This window comes from Streptomyces sp. NPDC093111 (assembly GCF_040683955.1).
Classification (GTDB): Bacteria; Actinomycetota; Actinomycetes; order Streptomycetales; family Streptomycetaceae; genus Streptomyces.
The window spans coordinates 123,432-139,665 of sequence record NZ_JBFBNW010000010.1 but is presented as its reverse complement, the minus strand read 5'-3'; the positions used below and the strand labels follow the sequence as shown (position 1 = coordinate 139,665).

Here is a 16,234-nt window from a genome sequence, read left to right as displayed (position 1 = left end):
CGTCGAAGGGGCCCGCGCCACCGCGGTGGCGCGGGCCCCTTCGACATGTCCTGAGGCCGTCGGCTACTGCGGGTCCGGGCCCGTCGCCACCGGCCGGGCCGGGTCGGAGGACCACTCGGACCAGGAGCCCGCGTAGAGCGCGGCGGGGATGCCCGCGAGCTCCAGCGCGAGCACCTGGTGGGCGCCGGACACGCCCGAACCGCAGTACACGGCGACCTCGGGGGCGTCGGCGGCCCCGAGGGCGGCGAACCGGTCCGCCAGGGCGTCCGCGGCCAGGAAGAGCCCGTCGGCGGCGACGTTCTCCGTCGTCGGGGCCGAGACCGCGCCCGGGATGTGCCCGCCGACCCGGTCGATGGGCTCGACGTCGCCCCGGTAGCGCTCCGCGGCGCGGGCGTCCAGGAGCAGGCCGGAGCGGGCCAGGGAGGCGGCGGCGTCCGCGTCGAGCAGGCCGAGGGCACCCGGCACGGGCACGAAATCGCCCTCCCCGGGGACGGGCAGGTCCTTCGACAGCTCCCCCGTCCACGCGGCCAGGCCGCCGTCCAGGACCCGGACGCCCGGGTGGCCCGCCCACCGCAGCAGCCACCAGGCACGGGCCGCGCCCCAGCCGAGGCCACCGTCGTAGACGACGACCGGGCGGTCCGCCGAGACACCCGCCCGGCGCATCACGGCACCGAAGGCGGCGACGTCGGGCAGCGGGTGCCGGCCGCCGCTCCCGGGCGGGCCCGCGAGCTCGGCGTCCAGGTCCACGTACACGGCGCCGGGGAGGTGGCCGGCCTCGTACTCGGGGCGTCCGGGCGGGCCGCCGAGGGTCCAGCGGACGTCCAGGAGGACCGGGGGCCGCGCCCCGGCCGACTCGCTCACGAGTTCGCTTGCGGAGATGATGGGCTTCATGGGTGCCATCCTCGCGCAGCCCACCTCCTGAGCACGTCCCTCGCTCCGAATCCGCCGAGGCGCGCGGCCCGCCCCGTGGTGCAACGATCGGCACGGAACGCCCGACCGGTCCGCGTGTACGACGGGCGGACGGCGGGCAGGACCCGCCGGGGGGAGCCACTGTGCGGCCTGCCGGCCCCACCTCGTACGGCCACTGGCGAGGAGACGAAGACGATGACCGAGGCGACTCGGCGCACTCCCGGTACACCCTGTTGGGTGAGCTTGATGGTGCACGGACTTGACGCGACGCAGGAGTTCTACGGAGCACTGTTCGGCTGGGAGTTCGTCCCCGGCCCCCAGCAGCTCGGCCCCTACGTGCGCGCGCTGCTCGACGGCCGGGAGGTGGCCGGGATCGGCCAGCTGCCCCCGGACCGGCATCTCCCGATCGCCTGGACCACGTACCTGGCCACCGACGACGCCGACGAGACCGCGGAGAGCATCCGCTGCTGCGGCGGCACCGTCGCCGTGGGTCCGCTGGACGCGGGCGAGGCCGGGCGTCTGGCGCTCTGCTCCGACCCGGCCGGCGCGGTCTTCGGCGTGTGGCAGGCCGAGGCCCACCACGGGACGGCGACGGCGGGACCGCCCGGGACACCCGTCTGGAACGAGCTCCTGACGTACGAGACGGGCTCGGTCGGCAAGTTCTACCAGACGATCTTCGGGTACGAGGTCGAGCCCGTCGTCTCGGCCGACTTCGACTACCTCACCCTCCACCTCGACGGCCGCCCCGTCGCCTCCCTGCACGGCGTGGGCTCGGCCCTGCCCCGCGACCGGGGCGCGCACTGGATGACGTACTTCGAGGTCGACGACGTCGACGCCTCCGCCCGGCTCGTCACCGAACTGGGCGGCCAGCTGCTGCGCCCGCCCCGCGAGGGCACGGCGGGACGGCTGGCCCTGGTGACCGACCCGGAGGGGGCGGTGTTCACGCTGGTGCGGTCGACGGGCGGGCACTGAGGGGCGGGCGGCCGACCGGATATCGGATCCAAAATCCCATATCCCATATCGGATATCCGATATCCAGCATTCGCCTCCAGGTCCTACCGTCCGACCGGCACCCTCAGCTCCAGCTCCGCGAGCCGCTCCGCCGGGAAGTGGAGCTCCTCTCCCCGGCCCTCCACGTACCGGAACGCCTCGGCGCGCAGCCCCGGGTGCGCGGTCGGGCGCATGCAGTAGCCGACGGCGCGGACCAGGGGGGCGAGGGTGTCGGGTGCGGCGCCGGGGACGCGGGGTTCGGCGGCGCCCTCCAGGTCGGGGACGAGGTGGTCGACGACGGTCAGGGGGATGCGGTTGCTGTTCTCGTACGGGGTGAGCCGGGCGAGGACGGTCTCGGTGCCGACGCGGGCGACGGGGACGTCGTAGTAGACGGCGGCGGTCAGCATCGCGGTGGAGAAGCAGCCGACGACGAGCTCGGGCCGGCAGCGCTCGTAGAAGGTCTCGGCGAGCAGGGGTCCGTCCAGGACGGTGAGGGTGACGCCCGCGCGGGCGGCCTCCTCGTGCAGGGCCTGGGAGTGGCGCGCGGGGGCGGTCGGGTGCGGCTTGAAGACCACGCTGCGGTGCCCGGCGGCAGCGGCGCCGCGCAGCATGCGCCCGTGCAACTCCTCCTCCTCGTCGGCGGTGAGGATACCGAGGACGGCGAGGTACTGGCCGAGGAGCAGGGCGGTGGGCCCGGCGGTGGCCGCGGCGGCGAGGCGGGCGTCGTCCCCGGCGGCCTCGGCGATCTCGCGCAGGACCGCGCGGAAGGCCCCGTCGGGGACCAGCTCGGCTCCGACCCCGTACTCCGTGAGGAGCAGGGGGCGCAGTCCGGGCACCAGGTCGAGGTGGAGGACGCGCTGGATGCGGCAGGCGATCGACTGGGGCAGTTCGTCGCGGGTCGGGCCGTAGCTCATGAGTCCGTCGGCGTAGACCTGCACGGTGCTCTCGGCGAACACGGCGGCGAGCGCCTTGGCGGGGTTGACCTGGATCGACTCGACGACGAGCTCGACGGTGGCGGTGCCGAGCCCCCAGGCGGTGCGGAACACGCGCTGCCAGAGGGGGGACTCCTCGGGCCGGGGTGACCAGGAGCTGGGGTGGTGCGGGTGGATCGCCTCGTTCCAGTCGACGGCCTCGTCGAAGCGGGTGGCGATCCGCTCGTAGCCCGTCATGGCGTCGAGCCGGAGGGCGGTCTCGGGGATCTCGGCGTTGTTCGAGACGAGCAGGAGGCGGCGGGCGTCGCCCGGGGCGCCGAACTGCCCGGCGTCGATCGCGGCGGCCACCGTGGCGGCCCCGTACAGCGTCGACACCTGGAAGATCTGGATCCGATCGGTGATCGCCATGGTCAGGCGGCCTTTCCGGTGTCGCGCAGGCTCCTCAGGAGGGTGCTGCGGGTCGTGTCCATGGTCGCGAGGGTCTCGTCGAGGACCTGCTGCGGCATCCGGCGCAGGGCGTCGGTCACGTCGCGCCGGAGCCGCTTGGCGACGGCCGACTCGTACTGGTCGGACTTCGCCATGTGGAAGGCGATCATCGCGCAGTACGTGCGGACGGCCTTCGGGAGGAAGCGGTCGGCGTCGCGGTCGCGGGAGACCTCTTCGAGGAGGAGGTCGTAGGAGGGAATGAAGTCCAGTTGCCGGTTGTCGGTGATCTGGGTGAGCGAGGTGGTGACTCCGCGCCGGTAGAAGACGCCGTGCAGGGAAAGAGCCGCATAGGTGCGGGCGGTGAGGTGCAGCCGCCAGATCCAGAGGCGGTCCTCGGCCGTCCGCAGTTTCGTCTCGAATCGCGAGGCGCCGTTTTCGAACAGACGGGCGCTGTAAATGCCGAACGGGACGAACGGATAGTCGACCATCGTCACCATGCTGGAAGGCGCGATTCCGTCCCGGGGGTCCATGACGGCGTCGCGCACCTTCGCCGGGGCGTAGCGGATCTGGCGGTTGCGCGCGGTCGACAGGACGTGGTCGGTGCGGGCGAAGTCGCAGCCCAGGCGGTGGATTCCGGCCGTCATGGCGGCCAGGTGGCCGGGGGCGTACCAGTCGTCGCCGTCGAGGAAGGTGAGGTAGTCGCCGGTGGCCGCGTCGATTCCGGTGTTCCGGGCCTGGGCGACGCCGAGGTTCGTCTCGTGGCGGATCACCCTGGCCTGCGGAATGCGGTCCTTCCAGCGGTCGAGGAGGTCGGGCGTCTCGTCCGTGGAATGGTCGTCGACCAGCAGGAATTCGGTGTCGGCATCCGCATTGTCCGCGAGACTGCGCAGGGTGTCGGGGGCATAGGGCCCGACATTGTGGAAGGGCACGACGACGGACAGTTTCGGCACTCGGAGATCCCCAACTCGCGTACTCGCGTACAGGTACTGGCGGGCAGATTAGACAGCGCTTTTCTCCGCTGGACGAGCCTCGTGTGCACGGGCGGTGAACTCTTGCCGTCCTGCCGGTTCGCGGGTGCGGCGGCGATGCAGCCAGGCGGTGGCCAGGAGGGCGGCGAGGGCCGCCGCGCCGACCGCGCCGCCCAGCTTGAGCCCGGGCGGCCGGAAGGAGCAGGTCACGGAGGCGGCCCGGCCGTCCAGGGGTACGGCGACGAGGCCCAGGCGGCCGCGGGCGGGCGTCAGGGGCGCGTCACCGGCGGCGCAGCGCCAGCCGGACACGCGGGGCACGGCGAGGACGGCGGTGCCGGTGCTGCCGGACGGCAGGTCGGCGGTGAGGGTGTGGCCTGTGGTGCGGACCTCCGTCGCGCCGGTGGCCGTGAGCTGCCGTACGGCGGTGGTGAGGCGTTCCCGGACGAGGCAGCCGACGGGGTACGCGGGCAGCTTCGGCCGGGGCCCGGCCTTGGCCTTGGGCGTCAGGTCGACGCGGACCTCGCCGGTGTCCGGGACGGTGCCGAGCGCCTGCATGGGGGCGAGGACGGAGGGCAGCTTGCCGGCGAAGTCGACGGGCGGGCGGCCGTCCAGGGCGGCGCCGCCCTGGAACTCCGGGGCCCAGAGCCACACCTGGGAGCCCGCGGGGCACCGGGCGATGAGCGTGCCGCCGTCGCGCCGCGTCTCCGGCACGTCGTACACGGTGTGCCCGAGGAGGCGCTCCTGGCGCGCGAAGGCGGAGTCGGCGCCCTCCTCCTTCGGGGGTGTCTCCGGATGGACGGTGACGAGCGGCGGTACGGGGGTGTCGGTGACGGTGATCGTGGCCCTGGGGAGCCGGTCGACGGCGAGCGGGGCGTCGGGGGTCGAGCGCATCCGGGTGCCGACGGAGAAGATCGCGTCGGTGACGGGGTTGTCGAGGCTGACGGGGTGCCGGCCCTTGGCGTAGTAGCCGAAGCCGAGGCCGGCGAGGGTGCGGGAGTACGTGTCGGCAGTGAGGCTGCTGTAGTAGTCGGCGCCCTCGCCGCCGACGAGGAGGACGTCGTTGCCGCCGGGGACCTCTCCGGGGTCGGTGCGGTGGCGCGGCCAGGCCTCCTTCTCGGCCACGGCGCGGCTCATGTCGGTGTGCCAGGGGCCCACCCGCGGCGCCCAGGACACCTTGGCGAGCTGCTGTTCCTCGATGCGCTTGCCGGTGACCAGGGTCTCGCCCGCCTGGGCGGCGAGCAGCAGCACGACGGCGAGGACCGGGAGGACCCTTCCGGTGCGGCGGCCGGCGAACAGGGCGGCCGTGGCGGCGAGCAGCCCCAGGACGGCGGCTCCGGCGGCTGCGGGGTAGGTCCAGCGGTCGATGTCGACGCTGCCGCGGGAGGCCCAGGCGGCGCCCGCGAGCAGCAGGCCGCCGCCCAGGAGCGCCGCGGGCCGGGGCAGCCCCTGGGCCGTCGACAGCCAGGCGCCGATCAGCAGCAGGCCGCAGAGGACGAAGGTCTGGCGATACGGGATGCCGTTGGGCGAAGCTCCGGCGTGCCAGAGCAGATGGGTCGGCTCCCACTGGAGGGACAGCGTGACCAGGACGATCGCGGCCGTCCACCCGATCCGCGCGCGGGCGGCGACCGCGCCGTTGAAGGGCAGGGTGAGGGCGAGCGCCAGGGCGGGCGTGCCGATGAACAGCGCCGGGGTGGCCACGCTCGCCGTCGCCGGCAGCAGCCGGGCCAGGACGTCCGTCCAGGGCGCGGGGGCGAAGGCGGTGGGCGGGGTCGGGTCGGCGACGCGGGTGGCGAGGAAGATGACGACGACGAGCGGGGCGGCGAGCCCGATGCCGATGAGGACGCTGCGGGCGGCCCTCAGCAGGGCGGCGAGCCGCGGGCGCCGGGCGACGGCACCCCGCGCGCGGGCGCGGGAGCCGGTTTCGGAGACGCCATCGGTGCCGGTGCCGGTTGCCGGGCCGGTGTCGCTCACCCGGCCGGTGTCGCCTACCGGGCGGGTGTCGCCTACCCGGCCGGTCGTGGTCTCGTCCACCGGGCCAGTCGCGGTGTCGTCGGCCGTCAGGAGGCGTACGGCCAGGACGACGGCGGCGCCGATGGTCGCCATGTACGCGGTGTAGAAGTTGGCGAACCAGGCGACGGCCACGACGAGCGGCCCGAGCACCGGCCGACGTCCGCGTCGGGCCCACTCCCCCACCAGGCAGAGCAGCGGGAAGGCCACGAGCCCGTCCAGCCACATCGGCACGGTGGCGCCGTAGTTGAAGGTCCAGCCGGAGAGCGCGTAGGCGGTGCCGAGCACCGCCGCCACCGGCCAGGGGCCTCGGCGAAGGGTGAGGAGCAGGGCCGCCATGCCCGCCCCCGCGGTGGCGATCTTGGCGGCGGTGATGACGTACAGGGCGAGTTCGGGCCGGTCTGCCGGGAAGAGGAGGACGAGCAGGTCGAAGGGGCTGCTCAGATAGGTGCCGAAGTCACCGAGGAAATTGGATCCAAAGCCCGACGACCAGTTGAGGAACAGGTCGCCCTCGGTCTGACCGAGGAGCAGCTTCCGCCAGTACGCGTGGAACGGCAGGTACTGCTGCCCCAGGTCGACGATGTTGCGGGTTCTGGCGCCGAAGGGGTAGCTGCCCGCGAGCGCTCCGGCGAGGCAGAAGAGCAGGCCGGTGAGGAGACCGGCACCGGCCGCCGCCCGGAGCCTCGGCCGGGACGGGGAGGGCTCGGTCTCGGCAGCGGGTGGCACACGTCCTCCAGGGGCGGTTCGGCCGGGCTGATCGTCGTAGAACTGATCGTCGTAGAGACGCATTACCGCCGAGGCGCACGACCCCCGACCGAGCGGGAGGAGGTCCCCGGGCACATCTCAGGTGAACAGCGGGTGCCCGCCGCCGGCCTCCCCCGGCACGCGTGGCACGGGCCCCCTCCTCATGTCGGTGACGTGCCCTAACATGCAGATCCGGACATCACCTTGCCCCGCACACCGGACGGAGTCCCCCATGAGTGCCGCCGGACGGCTCATCGTCATCGTTCTCTTCGAGGGCGTCGACCTGCTCGACGTCACGGGGCCGCCCGAGGTGTTCGCCCTGCTGCGGCGCGAGACGGCGGACGACGCGACGGGCTATCAGGTGCTCCTCGCCGCCGAGACGATGGACCCCGTCACCACCTCCGCAGGGGTGCGAGTTCTCCCGGACATCACCTTCGAGGAGGTGGCCGCGCGCGCCATCGACACCCTCCTGGTGCCCGGTGCGGTCGAGGTCGACGAGCTGCGCCGGGTCCGCGCCCTGGTCGACCCGGCCGTCGTCGAACGGGTCCGGCAGCTCGCGGAGCGGACCCGGCGGGTGACCTCCGTGTGCGTCGGGGCGCACCTCCTCGCCGCCGCCGGGCTCCTGGACGGCAAGCGCGCCACCACCCACTGGTCGACCGCGCGGCAGCTGGCCTCCGACCACCCGGCGGTCGAGGTCGACGCCGACCCGATCTTCATCCGCGACGGCGACGTGTGGACCGGCGCGGGGATCAGCTCCTGCCTCGACCTGGCGCTCGCCCTCGTCGCCGACGACTTCGGCGAGACCATGGCCCTGCGGGTCGCCCGACAGCTCGTGATGTACCTGAAGCGGCCCAGCGGGCAGAGCCAGTTCAGCGTCCCCCTCGAACCCGTCTCGACCACCCGCCGGATCGAGGACCTGCGCCACCACATCACGCGCAACCTGGGCGAGCCGCTCACCCTCGCGGACCTCGCCGAGACCGCCCACATCAGCGAGCGGCAGCTCACCCGGATCTTCAAGGCCGAGCTGGGCACGACCCCGAGCGCGTACGTCGAGTCGGCGCGGGTGGAGCGGGCACGGCATCAGCTGGAGTCGACCGACGCCACCCTGGAACGGATCACGACCCTGTGCGGGTTCGGTACGACGGACACCCTGATCCGGGCGTTCCGCCGGCGCCTCGACACGACGCCCATGGAGTACCGGCGCCGCTTCCGGGCCGTCCCCGAGTGAGCCGTCCGGCGCCTCAGCCCTGCGGGACCGGCAGGACGTCCGGGGAGAGGGCGGCGGCGCGGGCCGAGGAGGCCGTCATGCGGCGCCGGTGGTGCCGGCGGCACAGCACCTCGTAGCCGACCTGGTCGCCCGCGTTGACGTCGCCGACCACGACCTGGGCGCCCTCGACGACCATCTCGCCGCCGACGGTGCGCGCGTTGTGGGTGGCGCGGGCGCCGCACCAGCACAGGGCCTCGACCTGGAGGACCTCCACCCGGTCGGCGAGCTCGACGAGCCGCTGGGAGCCCGGGAAGAGCTTCGACCGGAAGTCGGTGGTGATACCGAAGGCGAAGACGTCGAGTTCGAGGTCGTCGACGACCCGGGCGAGCTGGTCGATCTGCTCGGGCGCGAGGAACTGCGCCTCGTCGGCGATCACGTAGTCGCACCGCCCGCCCTTCGACAGGTGGGCGACGAGGTACCCGTAGAAGTCGAAGCCCTCGGCCGCCTCGACGGCGTCGGTGACCAGACCGAGCCGGGAGGACAGCTTGCCCTCGCCCGCCCGGTCGTCCCGGGTGAAGATCATGCCCTGGAGTCCGCGGGCGGACCTGTTGTGCTCGATCTGAAGAGCGAGGGTGCTCTTTCCGCAGTCCATCGTTCCGGAGAAGAACACCAGCTCGGGCATGGGAGGTCGGGGACCTTTCGGGTCAGGGTCGCGGTCGGGAGGTGACGGGTGCGGGCGGGGCGGGCGAGGGCAGGGGGCGGAAGGCGCGTGGCCGAGGCCTCAGGAGCGTACTTCCAGCAGCGGCACGAGTTGCTCCGCCGCCGTCATCGAACCGTGCATGCCCACCATGGCGGACTCGTTCGGCTCGTTGACGGAGGCCGTGATGGCGAGGGCGTCCTGGGCCGCGGCGACCACGTCGCCGATGCGCCCGTGGACCCGCTCGTCGACCTGGTCGCCGAACCAGCCGAGCGCGATGGCCTCGTCCCGGCTCGCCACCCAGAACCGGTCGCCGAGGACCTCGCTCCAGCAGGTGAGGACGTCGGACTCGGCCCCCGGGACGGCGTAGACGTGCCGGGCACGGCCCTCGCCGCCGAGGAGGGCGACGCCGGCGCGCAGCTCCCAGTCCTCGTCGAAGTCGATCCGGTGGTCCTCGTCGAAGGGGATGTCGACCATGCCGTGGTCGGCGGTGACATAGAGCGCGGAGCGCGGCGGGAGCTGCTCGGCGAGGCGCTGGACGAGCCGGTCGACGAACATCAGCTGGCCGCGCCAGGCGTCGGAGTCGATGCCGAAGCGGTGTCCGGCGCCGTCGAGCTCGCTGTAGTACGTGTAGACGAGGGACCGGTCGCCGGCGGCCAGCTGCCCGGCGGCGAAGTCCATCCGCTCCTCGCCGGAGAGCCTGCCGTGGAACGTGCCGCCGCTCAGCGCGATCTTGGTGAGCGGGGTGTCCTGGAATATCGGCGAGGAGACCTGGGCGGTGTGGATCCCGGCCTCGTGGGCGAGCCGGAAGACTGTGGGGTACGGCTGCCAGACGCGCGGCGGGGTCCAGGGCTTCCAGCGGAGCTGGTTCATCAGCTCGCCGGTGTCCGGGTTGCGCACGGTGTAGCCGGGCAGGCCGTGCTCGCCGGGGAAGCGGCCGGTGCCGACCGAGGCGAGCGAGGTCGCCGTGGTGGCCGGGAATCCCGCGGTGAGCGGGCGGCCGGTGCCGCCGCGCGAGCTGCCGAGCAGCGAGGTGAGGTACGGGGCCTCGTCCGGGTGCGCCTTGATCTGCTCCCAGCCGAGTCCGTCGATGAGGAAGACGCAGTTGCGGTCGGCGGGGGCGAGCTCGGCGATCCGGGGCTCGCAGCCGGGCACGCCCTGTCCCGAGACGAGCGTGGGCAGCAGGTCGGCGAGGGAGCCGCTGCCGTACTCGGGGAGCGGGGCGGTGGCGGGGTCGAGCGGGACGGGGTCGTCCGGCCACCCCTGGGCGACGGCGGTGGGCTGGACCATCAGCGGCTGACCGCGGTGTCCGCGGTGGCTTCGGAGAGCGCCTGCGCGAAGGCGAGCGTCTGGCGGACGGTGTCCGGGCCGTCGCCGGCGTCGCTGACGCGCAGGCTGAGGTCGTCGGCGGTGGAGTTGCCGGTGTAGCCGTGGTCGGCGTCGCAGTTGGGGTCGCCGCAGGCGGCGGGCTCCAGGTCGATGCGGGAGACGGCGCCCCAGCCGATGGTCAGCACGACCTCGCGGGGCAGGGTCCCCGGGGTGTACGACTCCGGGTTGGCGACGACCCGGCTGAGGACGATCGAGGAGATCCGCTCCAGCTTGACCGACTCGGTGGACGTCGTCGCGTACGGCGTCGGGGAGCTGGTGTCGGCGGCCTGCTCGTCGGTGTGGCTGACGATGAAGCGCTTGGCCGTCAGGACGAGGACGGTGACGTGGCGGCGGACCTCGTTCGCGTCGAACGTGGTCTCCTGGTGGACCACGTACGACGAGACCGCCTCGCCGCCGACGGCGGACTCCACCGCCTCGGCCACGAGGGCCGGGTAGTAGCCGCTGCGCTCGATCGCCGCGCGCAGCCCCTGGGTCGTCGTACCGGTCTTAGCCATGGACTCCATCCTACGGGGCGGTGGGCCCCCTTCCCGCCCTCCCGCGGGGCTCGTGGGCTCGCTCATGTCACTGGTAGCTCGGGAGGCGCCGCGGGCCGAGGTCGGTGCGGGGCGGGGGCGGGGCGAGGCGGACGGTGGCGCCGAGGACGGAGACGCCGCGCGGGGCGACGACGACGGGTTCGAGGGAGATGGCGACGACCTCGGGGTGGTCGTCGACCAGCCGGGAGACCCGCAGCAGCAGCTCTTCGAGGGCGGGGGTGTCGACGGGTGCGGAGCCGCGCCAGCCGAACAGGAGCGGGGCGGTGCGGATCGAGCGGACGAGGTCGGCGGCGTCCCGGTCGGTGGCGGGGACGAGCCGGTGGGACATGTCGCCGAGCAGTTCGGAGGCGGCTCCGGCGAGGCCGAAGGAGAGGACGGCGCCGACGGCGGGGTCGATCGCGGCGCGCACCACGGTGTCGACGCCGCGCGGGACCATGGCCTGGACGACCGGCTGGAGCTCCTCGGGCTTGCCGAGGGTCTCGGTGAGCTCGGCGTACGCGGTGCGCAGCTGCTCCTCGGTCGCCAGGTCGAGCCGTACGCCGCCGAGGTCGGGGCGGTGGCGCAGGTGCGGTGCCGTGGTCTTGAGGGCGACGGGGAAGCCGAGCCGGGCGGCGGCGCGGACCGCGTCGTCGGGGGTGGGCGCGGGCAGGGTGGGCAGGACGCCGATCCCGTACCGCCCGAGGAGCTCGCCCGTCTCCTCGGCGCCGAGGGTCACCCCGCGCGGGTCGGTGCCCTCCTCGCCGAGCACCCGCGCGATGAGGCCGGCGGCCCCGGTCTCGTCGATGGTGTCGAACTCGGGCACCCGTCCGGGGTCGGCGGCGGCCTGCCGGCGCCACTGCGCGTACCGCACGGACTCCGCGAGGGCCCGCACGGCCCGCTCGGCGGCGGGGTAGGAGGGGATGGCCCGGGCGGCGGGCGGATCCTCGCCCGGCCCGGTCCGCGGCGCGTCCGGGGCGGCCGGTTCCCGCGGTGCGGAGGCCGGGGCCTCGGGCAGGGTCGGGCGCGTGGCTCCGGGGGCCCCGGACGGCGGCGCGGTCCGGGGCGCCGGGCGGGTGCGGGTCGCCTCCGCGAGGGCCTCGGCCAGGGCGCCCATCTCGACGTGGACGACGACGACCGGCTTGGCCGCGCCCGGGGCGTCGGCGACGGCGGAGCGGAGGGCGGCGGCCAGGACCTCGCCGTCGCCGGACTCGGTCGCCCCGTTCTCCCCGACCCAGGGGATCGCGGTGACGACCACGGCGTCGCAGGCGTCGTCCGCGAGGGCGGCGGCGAGGGCGGCGCGGAAGTCGGCGGGGGTGGCGCCGGTCGTGAGGTCGAGGGGGCGCAGCGGGCGCAGTCCCTCGGTGAGGCAGGCATCGTAGGTGAGCAGTCCGAGGGATTCCGAGTTGCCGAGGATGGCGACGCGGGGGCCTGCCGGCAGGGGCTGGTCCGCGAGGAGGAGGCCCGCGTCGACGAGTTCGGTGACGGTGTCGACGCGGATGACGCCGGCCTGCCGCAGCAGCTCGGAGACGGTGGCGTGCGGGATGCGGGTGACGGGGACGCGGTGGCCGGGCGGGGCGCTGCCGCTGTGCCGGGCGCCCTTGACGACCACGACCGGCTTGACGGCGGCGGTGCGGCGGGCGAGCCGGGTGAACTTCCGGGGGTTGCCGATCGACTCCAGGTAGAGGAGGACGACGTCGGTCGCCGGGTCGTCGTACCAGTGCTGGAGGAGGTCGTTGCCGGAGACGTCCGCCCGGTTGCCCGCGGAGAGGAAGGTGGAGAGCCCGGCGCCGCGCCGGTGCAGCCCGGCGAGGAGGGCGATGCCGATGGCGCCGGACTGGGTGAAGAGCCCGATGCGGCCGGCGGCCGGCATCTGGGGGGCCAGCGAGGCGTTCAGCCGGACGGACTCGGCCGTATTGATGATCCCGAAGGCGTTGGGGCCGATGATCCGCATGCCGTACGAGCGGGCCTGGCGCACCAGCGCGCGCTGGCGCTCGCGGCCCTCGGGCCCGCTCTCCGCGTATCCGGCGGAGAGGACGACGAGGCCCCGCACCCCGTGCTCGCCGCAGTCGGCGACGGCCTCGGGGACCCGCTCGGCCGGGACGGCGAGGACGGCGAGGTCGACGTGCTCGCCGATGGCGGCGACGCTCCGGAAGGCGGGAACGCCCTCCAGTTCGTGCCGCCCCTCCCCCAGGGCGCTGTTCACGGCGTGGACCCGCCCGGTGTAGCCGGCGGCGAGGAGGTTGCGGAGCACGGCCCTGCCGACTCCGCCGGGGGCGCGGCCCACGCCGACCACGGCGACCGAGCCGGGCGCGAGGAGGCGCTGCACGGACCGGGCCTCGGCGCGCTGTTCGCGGGCGCGCTGGACGGCGAGGGAGCGGTCGGTGGGCTCCAGGTCGAGGTGGAGGCGGACGGAGCCGTCCTCGAAGCTGCGCTTCTGGGTGTAGCCGGCGTCCGTGAACACCTTGATCATCTTGGTGTTGGCGGGCAGCACCTCGGCGACGAACCGCCGGATGCCCCGCTCCCGCGCGACGGCCGCGACGTGCTCCAGGAGCGCGGACGCGACCCCGCGCCCCTGGTGGGCGTCCTGGACGAGGAAGGCGACCTCGGCCTCGTCGGCCGGGGCGGAGGCGGGGCGGCCCAGGGCGTTGATGCGGTCGTAGCGCACGGTGGCGATGAAGTCCCCGCCCACCGTGGCGGCGAGCCCCACCCGGTCGACGAAGTCGTGGTGGGTGAAGCGGTGCACGTCCTTGGCGGACAGCCGGGGGTACGGCGCGAAGAAGCGGTAGTACTTCGACTCGTCCGAGACCTGCTCGTAGAAGCTGACCAGCCGCTCGGCGTCGTCGGTGGTGATGGGCCGGATGCGCGCGGTGCCGCCGTCACGGAGGACCACGTCCGCTTCCCAGTGGTCGGGATACGCGTGTTCCGGCTGTTCGGACTGTTCCGACGCGCTCTGCATGGGGCAAGCGTACGGCCGGGGTCCGACAGCGGCACCGGTCGCGCGGCGGGTGCCCGCCGTGCAAGGTAGGGAGGGCCTAACGGCCGCCCCCAAAGGGGCCGAAGGTCGGTACGAGCACGACGCCGCCCGTGAGAGACTGGTCTAGACAACCGCTGAAAGTTGAAGGGCAACCACCATGGCTGAGCGCCGCGTCAACGTCGGCTGGGCCGAGGGCCTGCACGCCCGCCCCGCCTCCATCTTCGTCCGTGCCGCCACGGCCGCCGGCGTCCCCGTGACGATCGCCAAGGCCGACGGCAACCCGGTCAACGCCGCGTCCATGCTCGCGGTGCTCGGCCTGGGTGCCCAGGGCGGCGAGGAGATCGTGCTCGCTTCGGACGCCGATGGCGCCGAGGCCGCGCTCGACCGCCTCGCGAAGCTGGTCGCCGAGGGTCTCGAGGAGCTCCCCGAGACCGTCTGACCCGTCTCCTCCCCGACGACGGATCGCGAAGGGCCGCACCTGCCGGAATTCCGGCGGGCGCGGCCTTTTCTGCATTACGGCCGGCCGCTTTTCCTTTACGGAACCGGGCAGCGCGCATCAGGAATCCGGAATAGGGCGGCCCGAACCGATCGGCCGTCCGCATTTCCTTCCCCTTGTATACGGCGTCGGTGTTAATTCCGCGGACCCGCGGTGTTGACGACATGTTGCGAAACCCTCACACGCGCCCGCTCCGGACGGCGCGGCCGGTGCAGCGGCAGGGCGCGCTCCACGTGCAGGGCGGTCAGGGCGCGGGCCCGTTCGGCGTCCCCGCGCGCGACGGCGTCGACGATGGCGCCGTGCTCGGCCCATGCCTCCACGGGCCGCTCGGCGGGCTCGACCGCGTACATCCACGCGATCTTGTGCCGCAGCTGGGTGAGGAGCGCGGTGAGCGGCGGGCTGCCGGACGCCTGGGCCAGCGTCTCGTGGAACCAGGCGCCGAGGGAGCCCAGGTCGTCGCCCTGGCCGCGCCTGGCCCGCTCCTGCCCCAGCCTGACCAGCCCGCGCAGCACCTTGAGGTGCGCCTCGGTGCGGCGCTGGGCGGCGCGGGCGGCCCCCAGCGGCTCCAGGAGGGTCCGGACGTCGAGCAGGTCGGCCGCCTCCTGCTCGGTGGGCTCGGCGACATGGGCGCCGGCGTGCCGGCGGGTGACCACGAAGCCCTCGGACTCCAGGGTGCGCAGTGCCTCGCGGACCGGGACGCGGGAGACGCCGTAGCGGCGGGCGAGTTGCTCCTCGGTCAGCCGGGCGCCCCGCTCGAAGACGCCGGAGACGATGTCGTCCCGGATCGCCGTGCATACCGAGTGCGCGGGAACACGCATGGCCGACCTCCGTAATGTGATCCGCGCGAAACCCCGTCGAGTGGCGCCCGTCCCGCGACTCTCGCGAACTCTATTGCAGGACGTCGGAATTTCCGATGCCGCCCGGTAATTCGGCCACAAAAAAGAAGCCCCGGCTCGTTCGAGCCGGGGCTTCTTCACAGAATTCACACGTCAGACGTGGACCCCGCGGGCACGGAGGTAGGTGATCGGGTTGATGTCCGATCCGTACTCGGCGCTCGTGCGGGCCTCGAAGTGGAGGTGCGGGCCGGTCGAGTTGCCGGAGGAGCCGGAGATGCCGATCTGCTCGCCGGGGGTGACCGTCTGGCCGACGGAGACGCCGATCGAGGAGAGGTGACCGTACTGGGTGTACGTGCCGTCGTTCATCTTGATGACGATGTTGTTGCCGTAGGCGCCGCCCCAGCCGGCCTCGACGACGGTGCCCGAGCCCACGGAGACGACCTGCGAGCCGTAGGAGGCGTGGAAGTCGATGCCGGAGTGGTGGCCGGAGGACCAGAGCGAGCCGCCGGTCTTGTAGCCGGTGCTCACGTACGAGCCGGAGACGGGGAGCTGGAAGGAGCTCAGGCGCTTGCGCTCGGCCTCACGGGCGGCGCGCTCCTTGGCGGCGCGGAGCTCCTTGGCACGGGCCTCGGCCTTGCGCTTCGCCTCGGCGGCGGCCTTGGCCCGGGCGGCGGTCTCGACCGCCTCCTTCTCCTGGGCGGCGGCCTGGGCGTCGACCCGGTCGGCGAGGGACTCGGCGGTGATCACCTGGGTGAGGCCGGTGTCCTCGGGGGAGACGGGCTCCGTGTCGGCGGCGAACGCCGGGGAGGCCAGGGTGCCGATGACGCCGGTGGTCGCGAGGGTCGCCACACCGGCGATGCCCACTCCGCGGCGCGCCAGACGGCTCGGTCCACGATGCTTCCCGGTGGCACGGGTGAACGCCATGTAGTGGCTGATCCTTTCCTTCCCTCTCGCCTACCGGGTTAGCTGACGGGTTCGGAGCAGGAAGGTCTCCTACGGGCCCCTCCGCTCGCTGAGCGAAGGCGTCCGATTCACCCCAGGGACTGCGTTGGGTCCCCGGCTCCCCAGGCTCGCGCCTTACGGGGACTCGGCGATGACTGCCCGTTGCCGCGGATGCGGCGTCGTACTACGGACGAACAGTCGGATC

The 16,234-nt window shown here is 73.7% G+C and carries 13 protein-coding genes and 1 riboswitch; of the genes, 3 read left to right on the top strand and 10 right to left on the bottom strand.

Features of this window, described 5'->3' with window-relative positions:
- Positions 1–63: 63 nt before the first annotated feature.
- Complete coding sequence (locus tag AB0Q96_RS19155; protein WP_365326881.1) at positions 64–891, bottom strand: sulfurtransferase; 828 nt, start codon at positions 889–891, stop codon at positions 64–66.
- Between the two features lie 213 nt (positions 892–1,104).
- On the opposite strand from AB0Q96_RS19155, the gene AB0Q96_RS19150 reads away from it, so the two are divergent.
- Positions 1,105–1,881, top strand: coding sequence for a VOC family protein (locus AB0Q96_RS19150; RefSeq protein ID WP_365326879.1), 777 nt, complete (start codon positions 1,105–1,107; stop codon positions 1,879–1,881).
- 83 nt (positions 1,882–1,964) lie between these two features.
- Here AB0Q96_RS19150 and AB0Q96_RS19145 read toward each other — a convergent pair whose 3' ends face one another.
- From AB0Q96_RS19145 to AB0Q96_RS19135, 3 genes are read right to left on the bottom strand one after another with little or no spacing between them, the layout of a single operon-like run.
- On the bottom strand, positions 1,965–3,239 hold the full coding sequence (locus AB0Q96_RS19145; RefSeq protein ID WP_365326877.1) for a polysialyltransferase family glycosyltransferase: 1,275 nt from the start codon (positions 3,237–3,239) through the stop codon (positions 1,965–1,967).
- Positions 3,240–3,241: 2 nt separating this feature from the next.
- Positions 3,242–4,207 carry a glycosyltransferase family 2 protein gene (locus AB0Q96_RS19140; protein WP_365326875.1) on the bottom strand — a complete coding sequence of 322 codons (966 nt, stop codon included), beginning with the start codon at positions 4,205–4,207 and terminating at the stop codon, positions 3,242–3,244.
- Positions 4,208–4,255: 48 nt separating this feature from the next.
- Positions 4,256–6,958, bottom strand: a complete 2,703-nt coding sequence (locus AB0Q96_RS19135) for a YfhO family protein (protein ID WP_365326873.1) — start codon at positions 6,956–6,958, stop codon at positions 4,256–4,258.
- 250 nt (positions 6,959–7,208) lie between these two features.
- Here AB0Q96_RS19135 and AB0Q96_RS19130 point away from each other — a divergent pair, with 250 nt between their 5' ends.
- Positions 7,209–8,204: a DJ-1/PfpI family protein gene (locus AB0Q96_RS19130; RefSeq protein ID WP_365326871.1), complete on the top strand. Its 996-nt coding sequence runs from the start codon at positions 7,209–7,211 to the stop codon at positions 8,202–8,204.
- A gap of 13 nt (positions 8,205–8,217) precedes the next feature.
- Here AB0Q96_RS19130 and AB0Q96_RS19125 read toward each other — a convergent pair whose 3' ends face one another.
- From AB0Q96_RS19125 to AB0Q96_RS19110, 4 genes are all read right to left on the bottom strand, one after another.
- Entirely contained in the window at positions 8,218–8,865 is a 648-nt protein-coding gene (locus tag AB0Q96_RS19125) for a thymidine kinase (protein WP_365326869.1), read from the bottom strand.
- Between the two features lie 99 nt (positions 8,866–8,964).
- Positions 8,965–10,170: a nucleotide pyrophosphatase/phosphodiesterase family protein gene (locus AB0Q96_RS19120; RefSeq protein ID WP_365326867.1), complete on the bottom strand. Its 1,206-nt coding sequence runs from the start codon at positions 10,168–10,170 to the stop codon at positions 8,965–8,967.
- Complete coding sequence (locus AB0Q96_RS19115; RefSeq protein WP_365326865.1) at positions 10,170–10,763, bottom strand: DUF5998 family protein; 594 nt, start codon at positions 10,761–10,763, stop codon at positions 10,170–10,172. The genes AB0Q96_RS19120 and AB0Q96_RS19115 overlap by 1 nt, the downstream gene beginning before the upstream one ends.
- Before the next feature lie 67 nt (positions 10,764–10,830).
- Positions 10,831–13,737, bottom strand: a complete 2,907-nt coding sequence (locus AB0Q96_RS19110) for a GNAT family N-acetyltransferase (protein WP_365326863.1) — start codon at positions 13,735–13,737, stop codon at positions 10,831–10,833.
- Positions 13,738–13,912: 175 nt separating this feature from the next.
- Here AB0Q96_RS19110 and AB0Q96_RS19105 point away from each other — a divergent pair, with 175 nt between their 5' ends.
- Positions 13,913–14,194 (top strand): HPr family phosphocarrier protein, encoded by a 282-nt coding sequence (locus tag AB0Q96_RS19105; protein ID WP_046910823.1) that lies wholly within the window; start codon positions 13,913–13,915, stop codon positions 14,192–14,194.
- 191 nt (positions 14,195–14,385) lie between these two features.
- Here the strand turns inward: AB0Q96_RS19105 and AB0Q96_RS19100 are convergent, their stop codons facing one another.
- Positions 14,386–15,069: a GntR family transcriptional regulator gene (locus AB0Q96_RS19100; protein WP_365326861.1), complete on the bottom strand. Its 684-nt coding sequence runs from the start codon at positions 15,067–15,069 to the stop codon at positions 14,386–14,388.
- Positions 15,070–15,240: 171 nt separating this feature from the next.
- Positions 15,241–16,011 (bottom strand): M23 family metallopeptidase, encoded by a 771-nt coding sequence (locus AB0Q96_RS19095; protein ID WP_365326860.1) that lies wholly within the window; start codon positions 16,009–16,011, stop codon positions 15,241–15,243.
- Between the two features lie 12 nt (positions 16,012–16,023).
- A riboswitch (cyclic di-AMP (ydaO/yuaA leader) is annotated at positions 16,024–16,190 on the bottom strand.
- Positions 16,191–16,234: the final 44 nt, after the last annotated feature.